Here is a 14,704-nt window from a genome sequence, read left to right on the forward strand (position 1 = left end):
GGCTGGGCCCATGAACGGTCTCCCCGCCCGTCGGCTGCTCCTGGTGCACGCGCACCCGGACGACGAGTCGATCAACAACGGCGTCACCATGGCCAAGTACGCGGCCGAGGGCGCCCACGTCACCCTGGTGACCTGCACCCTCGGCGAGGAGGGCGAGGTCATCCCGCCCGCCCTCGCGCACCTCGCGGCCGACCGTGACGACACCCTCGGCGCCCACCGCGTCGGCGAGCTCGCCGACGCCATGGCGGAACTCGGCGTCACCGACCACCGGTTCCTCGGCGGTCCCGGCCGCTTCCGGGACTCCGGGATGATGGGCGCCCCGCAGAACGACCGCCCCGAGGCCTTCTGGTCCGCCGACGTGGACGAGGCCGCCGCGTACCTCGTCGAGGTGATCCGCGAAGTCCGCCCGCAGGTGCTCGTCACCTACGACCCCGACGGCGGATACGGGCACCCCGACCACATCCAGGCCCACCGGGTCGCCACGCGCGCCGCAGAACTGGCCGCGGAGGGCGCCTACCGCCGCGACCTCGGCGAGCCGCACCGGATCGCGAAGGTCTACTGGAACCGCGTCCCGCTCTCCGTGGTCGAGGAGGGATTCGCCGAACTGCGCGCGACCGGGACCGAGTCGCCCTTCCCGGGGATCGCCTCCCCGAAGGACGTGCCCGGCGTCGTCGCCGACGAGCGGATCACCGCCGAGATCGAGGTGCCCGAGGAGCTCGCGGCGGCGAAGGCGGCCGCGATGCGCGCCCACGTCACCCAGATCGCCGTGGACGGACCCTTCTTCGCGCTCTCCAACGACCTCGGGCAGCCGCTGTTCGTCCGCGAGTACTACGAACTCGTCGAGGGCGAGCCGGGCGCCCCGGCGGGCGAGCGCGAGCACGACCTCTTCGCGGGGGTCGGGGCGTGACCGCGGCGCTGACCCCGGCGCGGATCGCCGCGGCCCTGGGCCTCCTGGTGCTCGGCGCACTGACTGGTCTCGCCGGCTGGCTCGTGGTGGACCTGTGGTTCCCCCTCGGGCTGCTGCTCGGGCTGGCGGCCCTCTTCGGACTGTTCCTCGGCGGCCGGATCGCCCTCGGGACCGGACTCGGGGTGGGCGGACCCGTGGTCGGCTGGTTCCTCGCGTACGTGATGCTCGGTGTCCCGCGCCCCGAGGGCGACTTCCTGCTGAGTTCGTCCGGAATCGGCATGTACGCCTACCTTTTGGGCGGTACGGTGCTCGCTGTGATGTGTGCCACCCTGCGCGGCCCGCTGGAGCGGCCGATTTCGGCCGGGCGGCCCGCCAAGTGACGTGGTGTCGGACTCCGTAGAGGGATCCGGGGAGGGGACGGGCGAGGGGCTCGCGGGCCGCCGCACGGGGGTTCGATGAGGGGTCCGGGGAACCCCTGAATCCCCGGGGTCAGTTGCGTCCGGGCGGCGGCCAGTATGGTGGACGGGCCGCCGAGCTGCCCGCGCACGGTATGACGGGCGGCGGAGCCAACCGGGAGAACCTGCCTTGAGTCGTGAAACCGCCAGTTCGTCCTCCGGGTCCAAAGGGCCCGGTGGAGCCGCCTACCCCTCGGGTACGCCGCCGTATGGAACCGGCCAGTCCCCGGAGGAGAACCCTGTGACCTCGAACCCGTCAACGCCCGATCCCGACGGGCCCAAGACCGAGACCACGCTGACGACCCGGATCCGGATCAACATCCCGGGTTCGCGGCCGATCCCGCCCGTGGTCGTACGCAAGCCGATGAGCGCCGACTCCGGCTCGGCGGACGACGGACCCGACGTGCCGCAGAGCCCCGAGCACGGGTCGCGCCCGGCCCTGCCCGCCGCGCCCGCCCAGGCGCAGCCGCGCCTGGAGCAGCGGCCGAAGCCCCAGCCGACCCGGATCCAGGCAGAGCCCGAGCCGGCCGGCGAAGCCGAGGCACCGTCCAGCAACTGGTTCGCCCCCCGCAAGACACCCACTCCGCCGCCCGCCCCGGCGCCCGCGCCCGCCCAGGCTCCTGCTCCGGGCCCCGGGCCCGCCCCGCTGCCGACCCGGTCCGCCGGCGCCATGGCCCCCGGGCCCGCCCCGCAGCTGCCGACGCGGCCCACCGGCGCCTCGCTCCCCGGCCCGATGGCGGCCCCCGCGCCCGGACAGGCGCCGATGCCGCCGAACCCGGCGGTGCCCGGCGCCGGCTTCGCGCCCCAGCCGCCCACGCCCGCCGCGCCGATGTCGGACCTCGCCCACGGCTTCGGCCCCGGCCCCGTGCCCGGCGCACCGGCGCCCGCGGGTCCCGTGCCCGGCGGGCTGGTCCCCGGAGCTCCCGGCCCCGACGCGCCCGGCGTCGGCTCCACGCAGCCCCTCCAGGCGTTCCGGGCCGAGCAGGGCGGAGCCCCCGCCGGCCCCACCGCCGGACCCGGACTCGGCAACGGCCCCGGCGGCCCGGACGCGCACCGCTGGCCCGGTCCCGGCCTGGACACCTCCTCCCCGTCCACGGCCCGCGTACCGGCCCCCGGACCGTCCGCGCCGCGCCCCGCGCCCGCGCAGGCGAAGTCCGCCCCCGCCAAGAAGAAGGGCCGCTCCAAGGCGGTCCTGATCGGCGGCGGCCTCATCCTGCTGTTCGGCGTGGCCTACGGGGCGGGCCTGCTCCTGAACCACTCCGACGTCCCCAAGGGCACCACCGTCCTCGGCACCGACATCAGCGGCAGCCGTGACGAGGCCGTGGCCAAGCTCCAGACCGCCTTCGGCACCCGCGCCGCCGCCCCGCTCCAGGTCAGCGTCGGCGGCAAGCAGGCCGAGCTGAAGCCGGACAAGGCCGGTCTGAGCCTCGACGCCCAGACCACCGTCCGCAACGCCGCCGGCAGCGACTACAACCCCATCACCGTCATCGGCTCGCTCCTCGGCAACCAGCGCGTCGCCGACCCGGTGATGCCGGTCGACGAGGAGAAGCTCCAGGCGGCCCTCCAGGAGATCGCCGGAACCGCGGGCACCGCCACCGAGGCGACCATCAAGTTCGACACCGGCAAGGCCGTCGCCGTCCCCGGCAAGGCCGGCACCACCCTCGACGTCGACGCCTCCGTCGCCATAGTCACCAAGGCCTTCCGCGACATGGTCGCGACCGGCAAGGCGGCCCCGCCCGAACTGCCCGTCACCACCAAGGCGCCGACCATCGAGCAGGGCGAGATCGACCGGGCGATGAAGGAGTTCGCCGAGCCCGCGATGTCCGCCAACGCCATCGTCAAGATCGGCAACAAGCCCATCGCCTTCGGCGCCAAGTCCCTGCCCAAGATCCTCAGCATGCAGCCCGTGGACGGCCACCTCGTCGAGAAGTACGACCTCGACGCGCTCAAGGCCACCTACGGGAACACCTGGGACGGGATCCTGATCACCCGGGGCACCGGCGAGAAGACCCCGGTCACCCCCCAGGACGTGGCCGGCGCCCTCACCAAGGCCCTGCGCGGCAAGACCACGGCCGAGCGCACCGTGGTCGTCGACACCAACCCCAGCTAGGGCGTACGGCGTACGGCAGTGCCCCCGTCCGGATCCCGGGCGGGGGCACCGTCATGTCCACGGCATGACATCCGTCATGCGCCCCTCACGACGGGCGACACTGCCGCGAGGCACCCCCCGGCGGCGAAGCTCGGTACATGACAACGACCGCGACACGCACCGCGCAGCCCGCCACCGACACCGTGGTGAGCTTCGAGAACGTGACCAAGAGCTACGGCACGGTCCGGGCGGTCGACGGCCTCTCCCTCGCACTCCACCCGGGCGAGACCGTCGCACTCCTCGGCCCCAACGGCGCCGGCAAATCCACCACCCTCGACCTCCTCCTCGGCCTGCGCCCCGCAGACTCCGGCTCCGTCCGGCTCTTCGGCACCACCCCGCGCGAGGCGGTCGCCGCCGGCCGCGTCGGCGCGATGCTCCAGAGCGGCGGCCTCATGGAGGAGGTGACCGTACGGGAGATCGTGGCGCTCGGCTGCGCCCTCCACCCCCGGCCGCACCCGATCGACCAGGTCCTCTCCCGCGCCGGCATCGACAAGATCGCCGACCGCAAGGTCGACAAGCTCTCCGGCGGCCAGGAACAGCGGGTGCGCTTCGCGCTCGCCACCGTCGGCGACAGCGACCTCATCGTGCTCGACGAGCCGACCACCGGCATGGACGTGACCTCCCGCCAGTCCTTCTGGGCCACCATGCGGGAACAGGCCGACCAGGGCCGCACCGTCCTCTTCGCCACGCACTACCTGGAGGAGGCCGACGCGATCGCCGACCGCGTCATCGTCCTCGCCAAGGGCCGCGTCCTCGCCGACGGCACCGCCGCCGAGATCAAGGCGAAGGCCGGAGCCCGGAAGATCACCTTCGACGTGGCCGACGGGACGGACACCACCGGCCTGCGCGAGCTGCCCTTCCTGACGTCCTTCGAGCAGCGCGGCGACACCGTGCGGCTCCAGTCCCGCGACGCCGACGCGACCGTCCACGCCCTGTACGGGCTGGGGCTCTACCCCCGCAACCTGGAGGTCGCGGGCCTCGGCCTGGAACAGGCCTTCATCGCCCTCACCGAGGCCGAGGAGGCCACGAAGTGAACGCCCTCGTCAAGCTCGAGATCATCCGCGCCCTGCGAAACAAGAAGTACCTCTTCTTCACGGTCCTCTACCCGGCCGCCCTCTTCCTGATGCTCGGCGGCACCCTCAACGGGACCACCAAGGTCATGGGCACCGAACTGACCATGCCCGCCTTCTACATGGTCGCCATGGCCTCCTTCGGCGCCCTGACCGCCGTCCTGATGGGCAACAGCGAACGCATCGCCAAGGAACGCGAGAAGGGCTGGGTCCGCCAGCTGCGGCTCACCCCCCTCCCCGGCCGCGGCTACGTGCTCGCCAAGACCGCCGGAGCCGGGGTCCTCTCCCTCCCGGCCATCCTCGTCGTCTTCGCGGTGGCCGCCGCCGTGAAGGACGTACGGTTCGACGCCTGGCAGTGGTTCGCCCTCACCGGCGCCATCTGGGCCGGCAGCCTGGTCTTCGCCGCGCTCGGCGTCGCCATCGGCTACCTGGCGAGCGGGGACACCGTTCGCCCCCTCACGATGCTGGTCTACTTCGGCCTCTCCATCCTCGGCGGCCTGTGGATGCCCACCGCGAACTTCCCGCAGTGGCTCCAGAACATCTGCGAATGGCTCCCCACCCACGCCTACGCGGGCCTCGGCCAGGCCATCGAACTCGGCGGAGCCCCCCACGCGAAGGACGTGGCGATCCTCACGGTGTACTTCGTACTGTTCACCGGTGCGGCCGCCTGGCTGTACCGCAAGGACTCACTGAAGGCGTGACGCCGTGGCGCTGACGAAGGAAGCCGAACAGGTCCCGGGGATCGGGGTCGTGGGGAAGCCGCTGAGCCTCCGCCAGCAGCTGGTGAAGTGCCTGTGGATCGGCATGTGGCTGTTCTACCTGAGCGCGCCCGTCACCGATCTGATCCGCGGCGGGCACTCCACCGGGGCCCGGGTCCTCGGGGCGCTGGGCCTCGCCGCCTTCGTCGCCTGGTACCTGGTGCTGGTCTTCCGCACCGTCCCGCAGATGGCCGTGGAGCGGGTCCTCGTCTCGCTGGCCGTGCTCGCCGCGCAGGCCACGGTCCTGTCGCTGTCGCTGGGCCGCGAATGGCTGGTCCTCTTCGTCTACGTGTCCATCTCCTCCGGCGCCGCACTGCCCGCCGAGGTCTCCCGCTGGACGGTCCCGACCGCCACCGCGCTGCTGACGGCCACCGCCTACGCGGTACCCGGCGGGGACGCCTACCTGGCGGGCCTGCTGATCCCGGCGCTGATGGGCGGCTTCGCGATGGTCGGCATCCGCGCGATGATCCGCACCACCATGGAACTGCGGGAGGCGCGGGCCACGGTGGCGCAGCTCGCCGCCAACGAGGAACGGCTGAGGATGGCCCGCGACCTGCACGACCTGCTGGGTCACTCGCTGTCCCTGATCACGCTCAAGAGCGAGCTGGCCGGACGGATGCTGCCCGACCACCCCGACCGGGCCGCCCAGCAGGTCGCGGACATCGAGCAGGTCAGCCGGCAGGCGCTGGTCGACGTACGCGAAGCCGTCAGCGGCTACCGGCGGCCCACCCTGCCCGGCGAACTCGCCGGCGCCCGGACCGCGCTGGCCGCGGCCGGGGTCGTCGCGAAGCTCCCGGGGGAGGGCGGCGACCTGCCCGGGGAACTGACCGAGGAACAGGAGTCCGCCCTGGCCTGGTCGCTGCGCGAGGCGGTCACCAACGTGGTCCGGCACAGCGGCGCGAAGCGGTGCGCGGTCAGCCTGGAGACGCCGCAGACGCTGGAGGGCCCGGTGGTGGAGCTGACGGTCCGGGACGACGGCGCGGGCGGCCAGGCCGTCCCCGGAAACGGCCTCACGGGCCTGACGGAACGCCTGGAGGCGGTCGGTGGCACCCTGTCGGCGGGCCCGGCGGGCCCGGCCGGCGCGGCCGGCACATCCGGCTTCCGGCTGGTCGCCAGGGTCCCCCTAGGATCGCGGTCATGAGCCCACGACCCATCCGCATCCTGCTGGCGGAGGACCAGTCGATGGTCCGCGAAGCCCTCGCCGCGCTGCTCGGACTGGAGCCGGACATCGAGGTACTGGCGCAGGTCGCCCGCGGCGACGAGGTGGTGGAGGCGGCCCGCGCGCACGACGTGAACGTGGCCCTGCTGGACATCGAGATGCCGGGCATGACGGGCATAGAGGCGGCCGCGGCGCTGAGCGCGGCGCTCCCGGACATCCGCATCGTCATCCTCACCACCTTCGGCCGCCCCGGGTACCTGCGCGGGGCGATGGAGGCGGGCGCCTCCGCGTTCCTGGTCAAGGACGCGCCGGCCGCGCAGCTGGCGGCGGCCGTGCGGAAGGTCCTGGACGGGGAGCGGGTCATCGACCCCACGTTGGCGGCGGCGGCCCTCGCGGAGGGCGCGAACCCCCTCACGGAACGGGAACGGGAGGTCCTGCGGGCGGCGGAGTCGGGCGCCACCAACGCGGAACTGGCGGCCCGCCTCCACCTCTCGCAGGGCACGGTCCGCAACTACCTCTCGACGGCCATCCAGAAACTGGCCGCGCGCAACCGAGCCGAGGCCGTGCGCGTGGCCCGCGAGAAGGGCTGGCTCTAGCCGGCGCGGCGCCGTTGCCGGGGCGCCGCCCCGGACCCCGGTCCTCAATCGCCGGACGGGCTGAAATTGCCCTGCGGGCAATCCAGCCACTCCGGGCGGGAAATCCAGCCTCGCCGGCGTTTGAGGCGCGGGTCCGGGCAGAGCCCGGGGAACCGGGGGCACCTCCCAGCGGTAGCTGGGGGAGAAAGGGCGGGTGGGGGAAGGGCGGGTGGGGGACAGCCCCGCGCAGCGGCCCGCCCCCGCGCCACGGCTCCGGCCCCGCGCAGCGGATCAGTTCAGGAGGGCGCGGGCCGCCGAGGCCTCGGCTCGGATGCGGGCCGCCGCATCCGCGTCGATCACCGACACCACCTCCGCGTAGGCGTCCAACTCCGCCGCCCCCTCCCGGAAGGAACCCCGTTCCACCAACAGCCGCGCCCGGTCGTACCGCAGCGCCGCCGGGTGCGACGGCAACAGCAGCGACAGCTCCAGCGCCCACAGCGCGACTCCCGAGTGCTCCGGCCGGGCCGAGGCCCACGCGCGGATGTTGTTCAGGATCCGCAGCACGATGTCCAGCGTCCGCGCGGGCGTCCGCGGCCCCGAGGCCAGCTCCGCCGGACCGGCCCCCAGCGACGCGCCGCCCGCGAACGGGTCGACCACCAGGCCCTCCTCCGGGTCCCCGAAGCCCACCACGAAGTGACCCGGCAGGCCCAGCCCGTACACCGGCGCCCCCGCCCGCCGGGCGACCTCCAGCCAGACCACGGACAGCAGGATCGGCAGGCCGCGCCGCCGCCGCAGCACCTCGTGCAGCAGCGAGGACGAGAGGCGGTCGTAGTCCGCCGGGGTGCCGTGGAAGCCCATGCGGCCGCCCAGCAGCTCCGTGACCGCCGAGGCCCACTCCCGCGCGCCCCGCAGCCCGTACGGCAGCATCCCGGCCAGCCGGTCCAGCTCGATCTGCGCCCAGTCCATGACGCGTTCGTCGAGGTCCGGGTCTCCCTCCGCCGCCAGCAACAGGCACAGCACCGCCAGATCGGGCCGCTCCGCCCGGGCCTCCGCCGCGAACTGCTCGCGCCACGGCGAGGTCACGACCCCGCCGCCCGGTAGTGGTGGTACGTGTGGTGCGTCCCGAAGCCGAGGCCGTCGTACAGCGCCCGCGCACCCTCGTTGTCCGTCTCGACCTGGAGCCACGCCGCCGACGCGCCCTCCTCCAGTGCCCGACGCGCCAGCGCCGCCATGACGGCCGTCGCCAGGCCCTCCCGGCGGTGTTCCGGATCCACCGTCACCGCCGCGAAGCCCGCCCAGCGCCCGTCGACGACCAGCCGGCCGATGGCCCGGCCCCCGGGCAGCGCCGCGAACCACACCGACGGCCCCTCCACGAGCATCCGGCGCGCCACCTCCGGGTCGGAGACCTTCCCGTAGCGTCCGAGCCACTCCTCGTCCGGGACGCGGGTCAGACGTACGGACCCGGCCTCGGGCGCCTCGACGTCGGCCACCTGCGCCGGCGCACCGATCCTTACCTCCGCCGACACCTCGGACACCCAGCCGCGCCGCTCCAGCTCCGCGCACAGCAGTTCCTGGGTCCCGGCGGCGCCCGTCGCAGCCTGCACATAGGCCGGAAGGTCACGTTCCGCGTACCAGGAGGTCACTCGGGCGAGTGCATCGTCCAGCGGCATCCCCGGGTCGCCGAGCGGCAGCACGGAGTTGGCCCGCCGGGTGAATCCGGCGGCCGCCCGCAGCGTCCACTCGCCGAGCGGCTCGCTCTCCAGCGGCTGCCAGGACCGCGCCGCGACCCGCGAAAGCTCCTCGAAGGAGGTCGCCGGACCCCGTCTGCGGGCCGGCGCCGGGGGCACGACCTTGCCCGCGACCAGCGCGGATTCCGCGATGCGGACGGATTCGCCGCTCTTTCGTGTGATCAGCAGCACACCCTGTTCCCAGGATGTGAGAACTCCGATGGTGTCCGTGAACTGGGGTGATCCGCCCACATCGCCTTCAGTCCGCCGTACGGACACTCGTTTGCCCACGTCAGCGGGGGTGATACGGACCTCCAGCAGTCCGCCCGCAGTGAATTCCACAGCTCTGTCCGCCCCTCCTGTTCGGATCGTGCCCGGGAACGGAGATACTAGGTGTGGGCATCGACGACGCCGCGCTCCCGCGCGATTTGGACAGCCCTACCGAGGAGGAACGAGAGCGTGACCTACGTCATCGCGGAGCCTTGTGTCGACGTCAAGGACAAGGCATGCATCGAAGAGTGCCCCGTCGACTGCATCTACGAGGGCCAGCGGTCCTTGTACATCCACCCGGACGAGTGCGTCGACTGTGGTGCGTGTGAGCCGGTCTGCCCGGTCGAGGCCATCTTCTACGAGGACGACACCCCGGAGGAGTGGAAGGACTACTACAAGGCGAACGTCGAGTTCTTCGACGAGCTCGGTTCGCCCGGTGGCGCTTCCAAGCTGGGCCTGATCGAGCGCGATCACCCCTTCATCGCTGCGCTGCCCGCCGGCATCAACGGCGAGCACTGACCTTTCGGTCAGAAGCGCCCCTCGGTCCCGTACGGCCTGCCGGCCGCACGGGACCGAGGCGTTTTCCGACCCGCTACCAGCCAGTACCGAGAGAGAGCAGAGACCACCGTGGCCGCAGTATCCGACCGTCTTCCCGCCTTCCCGTGGGACAAGCTGGAGCCCTATAAGGCCACGGCTGCGGCCCACGCGGACGGCATCGTCGACCTGTCGGTCGGCACCCCCGTGGACCCGGTCCCGGAGCTGATCCAGAAGGCACTGGTCGGCGCCGCCGACTCCCCGGGCTACCCGACGGTGTGGGGCACGCCCGCCCTGCGCGACGCGATCACCGGCTGGGTGCGCGGCCGCCTCGGCGCGAGCGCCGCCGGGCACCGCAACGTCCTGCCCGTCGTCGGCTCCAAGGAACTGGTGGCCTGGCTGCCGCCCCAGCTCGGACTCGGCGCGGGCGACAAGGTGGCCTACCCCCGGCTCGCCTACCCCACGTACGAGGTCGGCGCGCGGCTCTGCGGCGCCGAGGCCGTCGTCTACGACGACCCGACCGAGCTCGACCCGGCCGGCGTGAAGCTGCTGTGGCTCAACTCCCCGTCCAACCCCACCGGGAAGGTCCTCTCCAAGGAGGAGCTGATCCGGATCGTGGCCTGGGCGCGCGAGCACGGCATCCTGCTCTTCAGCGACGAGTGCTACCTGGAGCTGGGCTGGGAGGCCGAGCCCGTCTCCGTCCTGCACGACGAGGTCTGCGGCGGCTCGTACGAGGGCATCGTCTCCGTCCACTCCCTCTCCAAGCGCTCCAACCTGGCCGGCTACCGCGCCGCCTTCATCGCCGGCGACGCGGCGGTCCTCGGCGAACTGCTGGAGATCCGCAAGCACGGCGGCATGATGACCCCGGCGCCCGTCCAGGCCGCCACGGTCGCCGCGCTCGGCGACGACGCGCACGTCGAGGAACAGCGGGTCCGCTACGCCGCCCGCCGCGCGGCCCTGCGCGCGGCGCTGGAGGCCCACGGCTTCCGCGTCGAGCACAGCGAGGCCAGCCTGTACCTGTGGGTGACCCGGGACGAGCCGTGCTGGGACACCGTCGCCCACCTCGCGCAGCTGGGCATCCTGGTCGCGCCGGGCGACTTCTACGGCGAGGCGGGCGCCCGCTTCGTCCGCGTCGCGTTCACCGCCACCGACGAGCGGGTCGAGGCGGCGGTCAAGCGCCTGGCGGGCTGACGCGCCCCCGCCGCCCTCACACGCCCGAAGGGGCCGGGAGTTCGTGCTCCCGGCCCCTTCGGTGTTCCTGCGTTCCTGCGTCCGTACGCCGATCAGCCGAGCGGCAGCCCGCCGGGCAGCCCACCCGGCAGGCCGCCGGGCAGCGATCCGAGCGGCAGCTCCTGCGCGCCGGGCACGGGCAGCCCGCCGAGCAGACCGCCCGCCTGGCCGGCCACGTCGGCGGCCGGGACGGCCTTGGTGGCGGTGCCCGTGGCCGCGGACGCGGTCTCGGCGGCCGACGCGGTGGCGTCGGCGGCGTCCGGGGCGGTCAGGGCGCCCAGCTGCTGCACGGGCTCCAGGCCGGCGGCACTGGCCGCGCCGGCCGCACCGACCACGGGCGCTGCCCCGGCTGCGACGAGCAGCGCGGCACGGGCGATCCGACGGGTCAGGGGGAGGGACATGATGCTCCTAAGCGGTAGCGGCTGAGTACGCCGTGTACAACCGCTCGTGGGGGGCCGCGAGTTGCGGAGCCCCCGGGTAAAGGATCGGTAACGCATCGTTTAATCGGCTTCCGCGAAAAGCCCATTGAATGCGCGCCGACCAGGGCTTCTTTCGGGCTCGGGCCCCTTCGGCCCGCCCACCGGCTCACCCCCCAGCGGGTGACGGCCCGCACGCCTGACCGGACCCGCGGCCTGTGGGCGTGCGGCCGCTGCGCGGGGCCTTCCCCCACCCGCCCTTCCACCGTTCCCCGGGGCTCCGCCCCGGACCCCGGTCCTCAAACGCCGGACAGGCCGGAAAATCCAGCCTCGCCGGCCGGGCCACGGAACACCGGCCCAGCGGTCCCAGCGGATCAGCGGGCGGTGAAGATCCGCACGTCGTCCGGTCCCGTGCTCAGCGGATCGCCGGAGCCCGACTTGCCCGGCACCTTGTCGACCCAGCGCCCCTTGTTCTCGCCCGCGATCCATGCCTTGCCGTCGTACCCGACCCGCGTGATGTTCAGCTTCGCCGCGTTCGCCACGGCCCAGTGCGCGACCTCCCAGCCGCGCTGCCGGTCGACCGTGCCCTTCTTGTCCGTCACCGGCACGGCCACCTCCGTCCGGTCCGCCGGACCCGAGCGGCCCAGCGAGGACGCGGGCGGACCGAGCTGCGCCGCCGCCTTGGGCCCGAACACCCGGGTCAGCTCGCTCTTCACCTTCTCCGGATCGCCCGACCCGGGCTGCGGGGCGGGGCCGGTGCAGGTCAGCGTCCCCGGCGCGTTGCCCGTGAACGCCGCCGCGAGCAGCGTCGCGTCCGGCTCGTGCTTCGCGTACGCCTGCGGGAAGCCGCTGAGCTGGACCTGCTGCGCCGCCTCCGTCAGGGGCAGCCGGGCCCAACCCCTGACATCCTTGAGCCGGTCGTAGAAGATTCCGGCCGAGTACACGGGGTCCTGGATCTGCGCGGGCGTGCCCCAGCCCTGCGAGGGCCGCTGCTGGAACAGGCCCAGCGAGTCCCGGTCGCCGTGGTCGAGGTTGCGCAGCGCCGACTCCTGCATCGCGGTGGCCATGGCTATCGTCACCGCCCGCTCGGGCATCGGCTTGCCCGTGCCGACCACCGCGATCGTCGCCGCGTTCCCCGCCTGCTCGGGAGTCATCGCGTACGACTCGCCCTCGCCGCCGCCCTCGCCTCCGTCCGCGGCCGTGACGACGCAGTGCGGCGCACCCATGCCGCCCGTGGAGTCCTGCTGGACGGCGAAGTAGCCGATGACCGCGAGCAGCACGAGCAGGCCGGCGGCGGCCCGCAGCAGCCGGCGGCGGCGACGGGGGCGGGAGTGATCGCTCTGGGACACGCGGCCCACCGTACTTGAGCCACATGACGCGTCCACCGGGCGGACGTGGAAGGTTCGCCACACCCCGGGGCGTTAGGGTCAGAGGCATGTCCGAATCCGAGCTGGACCTCACCCTGGACGCCGCCGAGCTGACCGCCCGGCTCGTCGACATTCCGTCCGTGAGCGGCGACGAGAAGGTGCTCGCCGACCTCGTGGAACACGCGCTGCGCGCACTGCCGCACCTCACCGTGGACCGTTTCGGAAACAACGTCGTGGCCCGCACGAACCTCGGCCGCGCCGAGCGCGTCGTACTCGCCGGCCACCTCGACACCGTGCCGATCGCCGACAACGTTCCGTCCCGCCTCGACGAGAACGACGTCCTGTGGGGCTGCGGCACCACCGACATGAAGTCCGGCGTCGCCGTGCAGCTGCGCATCGCGGCCACCGTGCCCGAGCCGAACCGCGACCTCACCTTCGTCTTCTACGACCAGGAAGAGGTCGCCGCCGACCTCAACGGCCTCGGCAAGGTCGCCGAAGCCCATCCCGACTGGCTGACCGGTGACTTCGCGGTGCTCCTAGAGCCCTCCAACGCCGAGGTCGAGGGCGGCTGCCAGGGCACCCTGCGCGTCCTGCTGCGCACGACCGGCGAGCGCGCCCACTCCGCCCGCAGCTGGATGGGCTCCAACGCCATCCACGCCGCCGGCCCGATCCTGGCCCGGCTGGCGGCGTACGAGCCGCGCAAGCCCGTCATCGACGGCCTGGAGTACCACGAGGGCCTCAGCGCGGTCCGCATCGAGGGCGGCGTCGCCAACAACGTCATCCCCGACGCGTGCACGGTCACGGTCAACTTCCGCTATGCCCCGGACCGCAGCGAGGCCGACGCGGTCGCGCACGTCCGTGAGGTCTTCGCGGACTGCGACATCGCCGAGTTCGTGATCGACGACTCGTCGCCCGGCGCCCTCCCCGGCCTCTCCCACCCCGCCGCCGCGGCGTTCATGGAGGCCGTCGGGGGCCACGCCATGCCGAAGTTCGGCTGGACGGACGTCTCCCGCTTCAGCGCTCTAGGCGTCCCGGCCGTCAACTACGGTCCGGGCGACGCCCTGCTGGCCCACAAGGTCGACGAGCGCGTGGAGACGAAGGCGATCCTGCACTGCGAGGAACGACTCCGCGCCTGGCTGACCGACTGAATTCCGCTTCCCGTCACCTTCGTGCGCCTACCCTGATCCAACGATCAGCAGGAGGGAGCACATCATGGGCAACCCCGAGAGTTCCGCCCGTCGTCGGCCCGAGGAGCAGCAGCTCGGGCCGGTGCTGCGGAGGCGGAGCCAGGTGCAGGCGGGCAGCACGACGGACCAGCGGCTGCTGGACTCCGCCGGGCCCTCCGAGTGGGTGCACACCGATCCCTGGCGGGTCCTGCGCATCCAGTCGGAGTTCATCGAGGGCTTCGGCACGCTGGCCGAGCTGCCGCCCGCGATCAGCGTGTTCGGGTCGGCCCGCACCGCCGCGGGCACGGCCGAGTACGAGGCGGGCGTGCGGATCGGCAGCGCGCTGGTCGACGCGGGCTTCGCGGTGATCACGGGTGGCGGACCGGGCGCGATGGAAGCGGCCAACAAGGGCGCCCGCGAGGCGGGCGGCATCTCGGTCGGCCTCGGCATCGAGCTGCCCTTCGAGCAGGGCCTGAACCAGCACGTCGACCTGGGCCTGAACTTCCGGTACTTCTTCGTCCGCAAGACGATGTTCGTGAAGTACAGCCAGGGCTTCGTCGTCCTGCCGGGCGGCCTCGGCACCCTGGACGAGCTGTTCGAGGCGCTGACCCTGGTCCAGACGCAGAAGATCACCCGCTTCCCGATCGTGCTGTTCGGATCGGAGTACTGGAGCGGCCTGGTCGACTGGCTGCGGAACACGGTCATCGCGCAGGGCAAGGCCTCCGAGAAGGACCTGTACCTCTTCCACGTCACGGACGACGTGGACGAGGCGATCGCCCTGGTGACGAAGGAAGTCGGCAAGTAACCCCGTCGGGGGGGCGGCCCCCCCGCCCCCCCCCCCCCCGCCCGGCCCCCCCGGTTTAGCCCCGCCCCGGGGGGGGGGGCCGGGGGCCCGGGGGGGGCCCCCGGGCCCGGGGGGCG

15 protein-coding genes are annotated in these 14,704 nt (G+C 73.3%); 11 read left to right on the top strand and 4 right to left on the bottom strand.

What is annotated here, in order from left to right:
* The first annotated feature begins 10 nt into the window (after window positions 1-10).
* The 7 genes from mshB to ACFYYJ_RS31575 all read left to right on the top strand — a co-directional run bounded on the left by mshB (window position 11) and on the right by ACFYYJ_RS31575 (window position 7,094).
* Entirely contained in the window at window positions 11-907 is an 897-nt protein-coding gene (gene mshB / locus ACFYYJ_RS31545; RefSeq protein ID WP_385126069.1) for an N-acetyl-1-D-myo-inositol-2-amino-2-deoxy-alpha-D-glucopyranoside deacetylase, read from the top strand.
* Window positions 904-1,287, top strand: a complete 384-nt coding sequence (locus tag ACFYYJ_RS31550; RefSeq protein ID WP_385126071.1) for a DUF6113 family protein — start codon at window positions 904-906, stop codon at window positions 1,285-1,287. The genes mshB and ACFYYJ_RS31550 overlap by 4 nt, the downstream gene beginning before the upstream one ends.
* A gap of 316 nt (window positions 1,288-1,603) precedes the next feature.
* Complete coding sequence (locus ACFYYJ_RS31555) at window positions 1,604-3,472, top strand: peptidoglycan binding domain-containing protein (protein WP_389137478.1); 1,869 nt, start codon at window positions 1,604-1,606, stop codon at window positions 3,470-3,472.
* Window positions 3,473-3,609: 137 nt separating this feature from the next.
* Window positions 3,610-4,545, top strand: coding sequence for an ABC transporter ATP-binding protein (locus tag ACFYYJ_RS31560; protein WP_389137480.1), 936 nt, complete (start codon window positions 3,610-3,612; stop codon window positions 4,543-4,545).
* Entirely contained in the window at window positions 4,542-5,282 is a 741-nt protein-coding gene (locus ACFYYJ_RS31565; RefSeq protein ID WP_385363918.1) for an ABC transporter permease, read from the top strand. Before ACFYYJ_RS31560 ends, ACFYYJ_RS31565 begins: the two co-directional genes overlap by 4 nt.
* Window positions 5,283-5,286: 4 nt before the next feature.
* The gene (locus ACFYYJ_RS31570; protein WP_389137482.1) at window positions 5,287-6,480 is read left to right on the top strand and encodes a sensor histidine kinase; all 1,194 of its coding nucleotides are present in this window, start codon (window positions 5,287-5,289) and stop codon (window positions 6,478-6,480) included.
* Window positions 6,477-7,094, top strand: coding sequence for a DNA-binding response regulator (locus ACFYYJ_RS31575; RefSeq protein ID WP_385126079.1), 618 nt, complete (start codon window positions 6,477-6,479; stop codon window positions 7,092-7,094). Before ACFYYJ_RS31570 ends, ACFYYJ_RS31575 begins: the two co-directional genes overlap by 4 nt.
* A 270-nt stretch (window positions 7,095-7,364) precedes the next feature.
* Here ACFYYJ_RS31575 and ACFYYJ_RS31580 read toward each other — a convergent pair whose 3' ends face one another.
* Both ACFYYJ_RS31580 and ACFYYJ_RS31585 read right to left on the bottom strand, forming a co-directional pair.
* Complete coding sequence (locus ACFYYJ_RS31580; protein WP_389137484.1) at window positions 7,365-8,156, bottom strand: tetratricopeptide repeat protein; 792 nt, start codon at window positions 8,154-8,156, stop codon at window positions 7,365-7,367.
* Window positions 8,153-9,142 carry a GNAT family N-acetyltransferase gene (locus tag ACFYYJ_RS31585; RefSeq protein ID WP_389137486.1) on the bottom strand — a complete coding sequence of 330 codons (990 nt, stop codon included), beginning with the start codon at window positions 9,140-9,142 and terminating at the stop codon, window positions 8,153-8,155. Before ACFYYJ_RS31585 ends, ACFYYJ_RS31580 begins: the two co-directional genes overlap by 4 nt.
* A 117-nt stretch (window positions 9,143-9,259) precedes the next feature.
* Here ACFYYJ_RS31585 and fdxA point away from each other — a divergent pair, with 117 nt between their 5' ends.
* Together fdxA and dapC are read left to right on the top strand one after the other, a co-directional pair.
* Entirely contained in the window at window positions 9,260-9,589 is a 330-nt protein-coding gene (fdxA, locus tag ACFYYJ_RS31590) for a ferredoxin (protein ID WP_030713714.1), read from the top strand.
* Between the two features lie 108 nt (window positions 9,590-9,697).
* A complete protein-coding gene (gene dapC, locus ACFYYJ_RS31595; RefSeq protein ID WP_389137488.1) occupies window positions 9,698-10,795 on the top strand; it encodes a succinyldiaminopimelate transaminase in 1,098 nt (365 codons plus the stop codon).
* Window positions 10,796-10,887: 92 nt separating this feature from the next.
* On the opposite strand, the gene ACFYYJ_RS31600 is transcribed toward dapC, so the two are convergent.
* Both ACFYYJ_RS31600 and ACFYYJ_RS31605 read right to left on the bottom strand, forming a co-directional pair.
* On the bottom strand, window positions 10,888-11,235 hold the full coding sequence (locus ACFYYJ_RS31600; RefSeq protein ID WP_385126085.1) for an ATP-binding protein: 348 nt from the start codon (window positions 11,233-11,235) through the stop codon (window positions 10,888-10,890).
* Between the two features lie 389 nt (window positions 11,236-11,624).
* Window positions 11,625-12,608, bottom strand: a complete 984-nt coding sequence (locus ACFYYJ_RS31605) for a hypothetical protein (protein ID WP_389137490.1) — start codon at window positions 12,606-12,608, stop codon at window positions 11,625-11,627.
* 77 nt (window positions 12,609-12,685) lie between these two features.
* Here ACFYYJ_RS31605 and dapE point away from each other — a divergent pair, with 77 nt between their 5' ends.
* Together dapE and ACFYYJ_RS31615 are read left to right on the top strand one after the other, a co-directional pair.
* Window positions 12,686-13,765, top strand: coding sequence for a succinyl-diaminopimelate desuccinylase (dapE, locus tag ACFYYJ_RS31610; RefSeq protein WP_376659733.1), 1,080 nt, complete (start codon window positions 12,686-12,688; stop codon window positions 13,763-13,765).
* A 64-nt stretch (window positions 13,766-13,829) separates the two neighbouring features.
* A complete protein-coding gene (locus tag ACFYYJ_RS31615) occupies window positions 13,830-14,588 on the top strand; it encodes a TIGR00730 family Rossman fold protein (RefSeq protein WP_376659732.1) in 759 nt (252 codons plus the stop codon).
* Window positions 14,589-14,704: the final 116 nt, after the last annotated feature.

It is taken from the genome of Streptomyces sp. NPDC002467 (genome assembly GCF_042889825.1).
Lineage (GTDB): Bacteria > Actinomycetota > Actinomycetes > Streptomycetales > Streptomycetaceae > Streptomyces.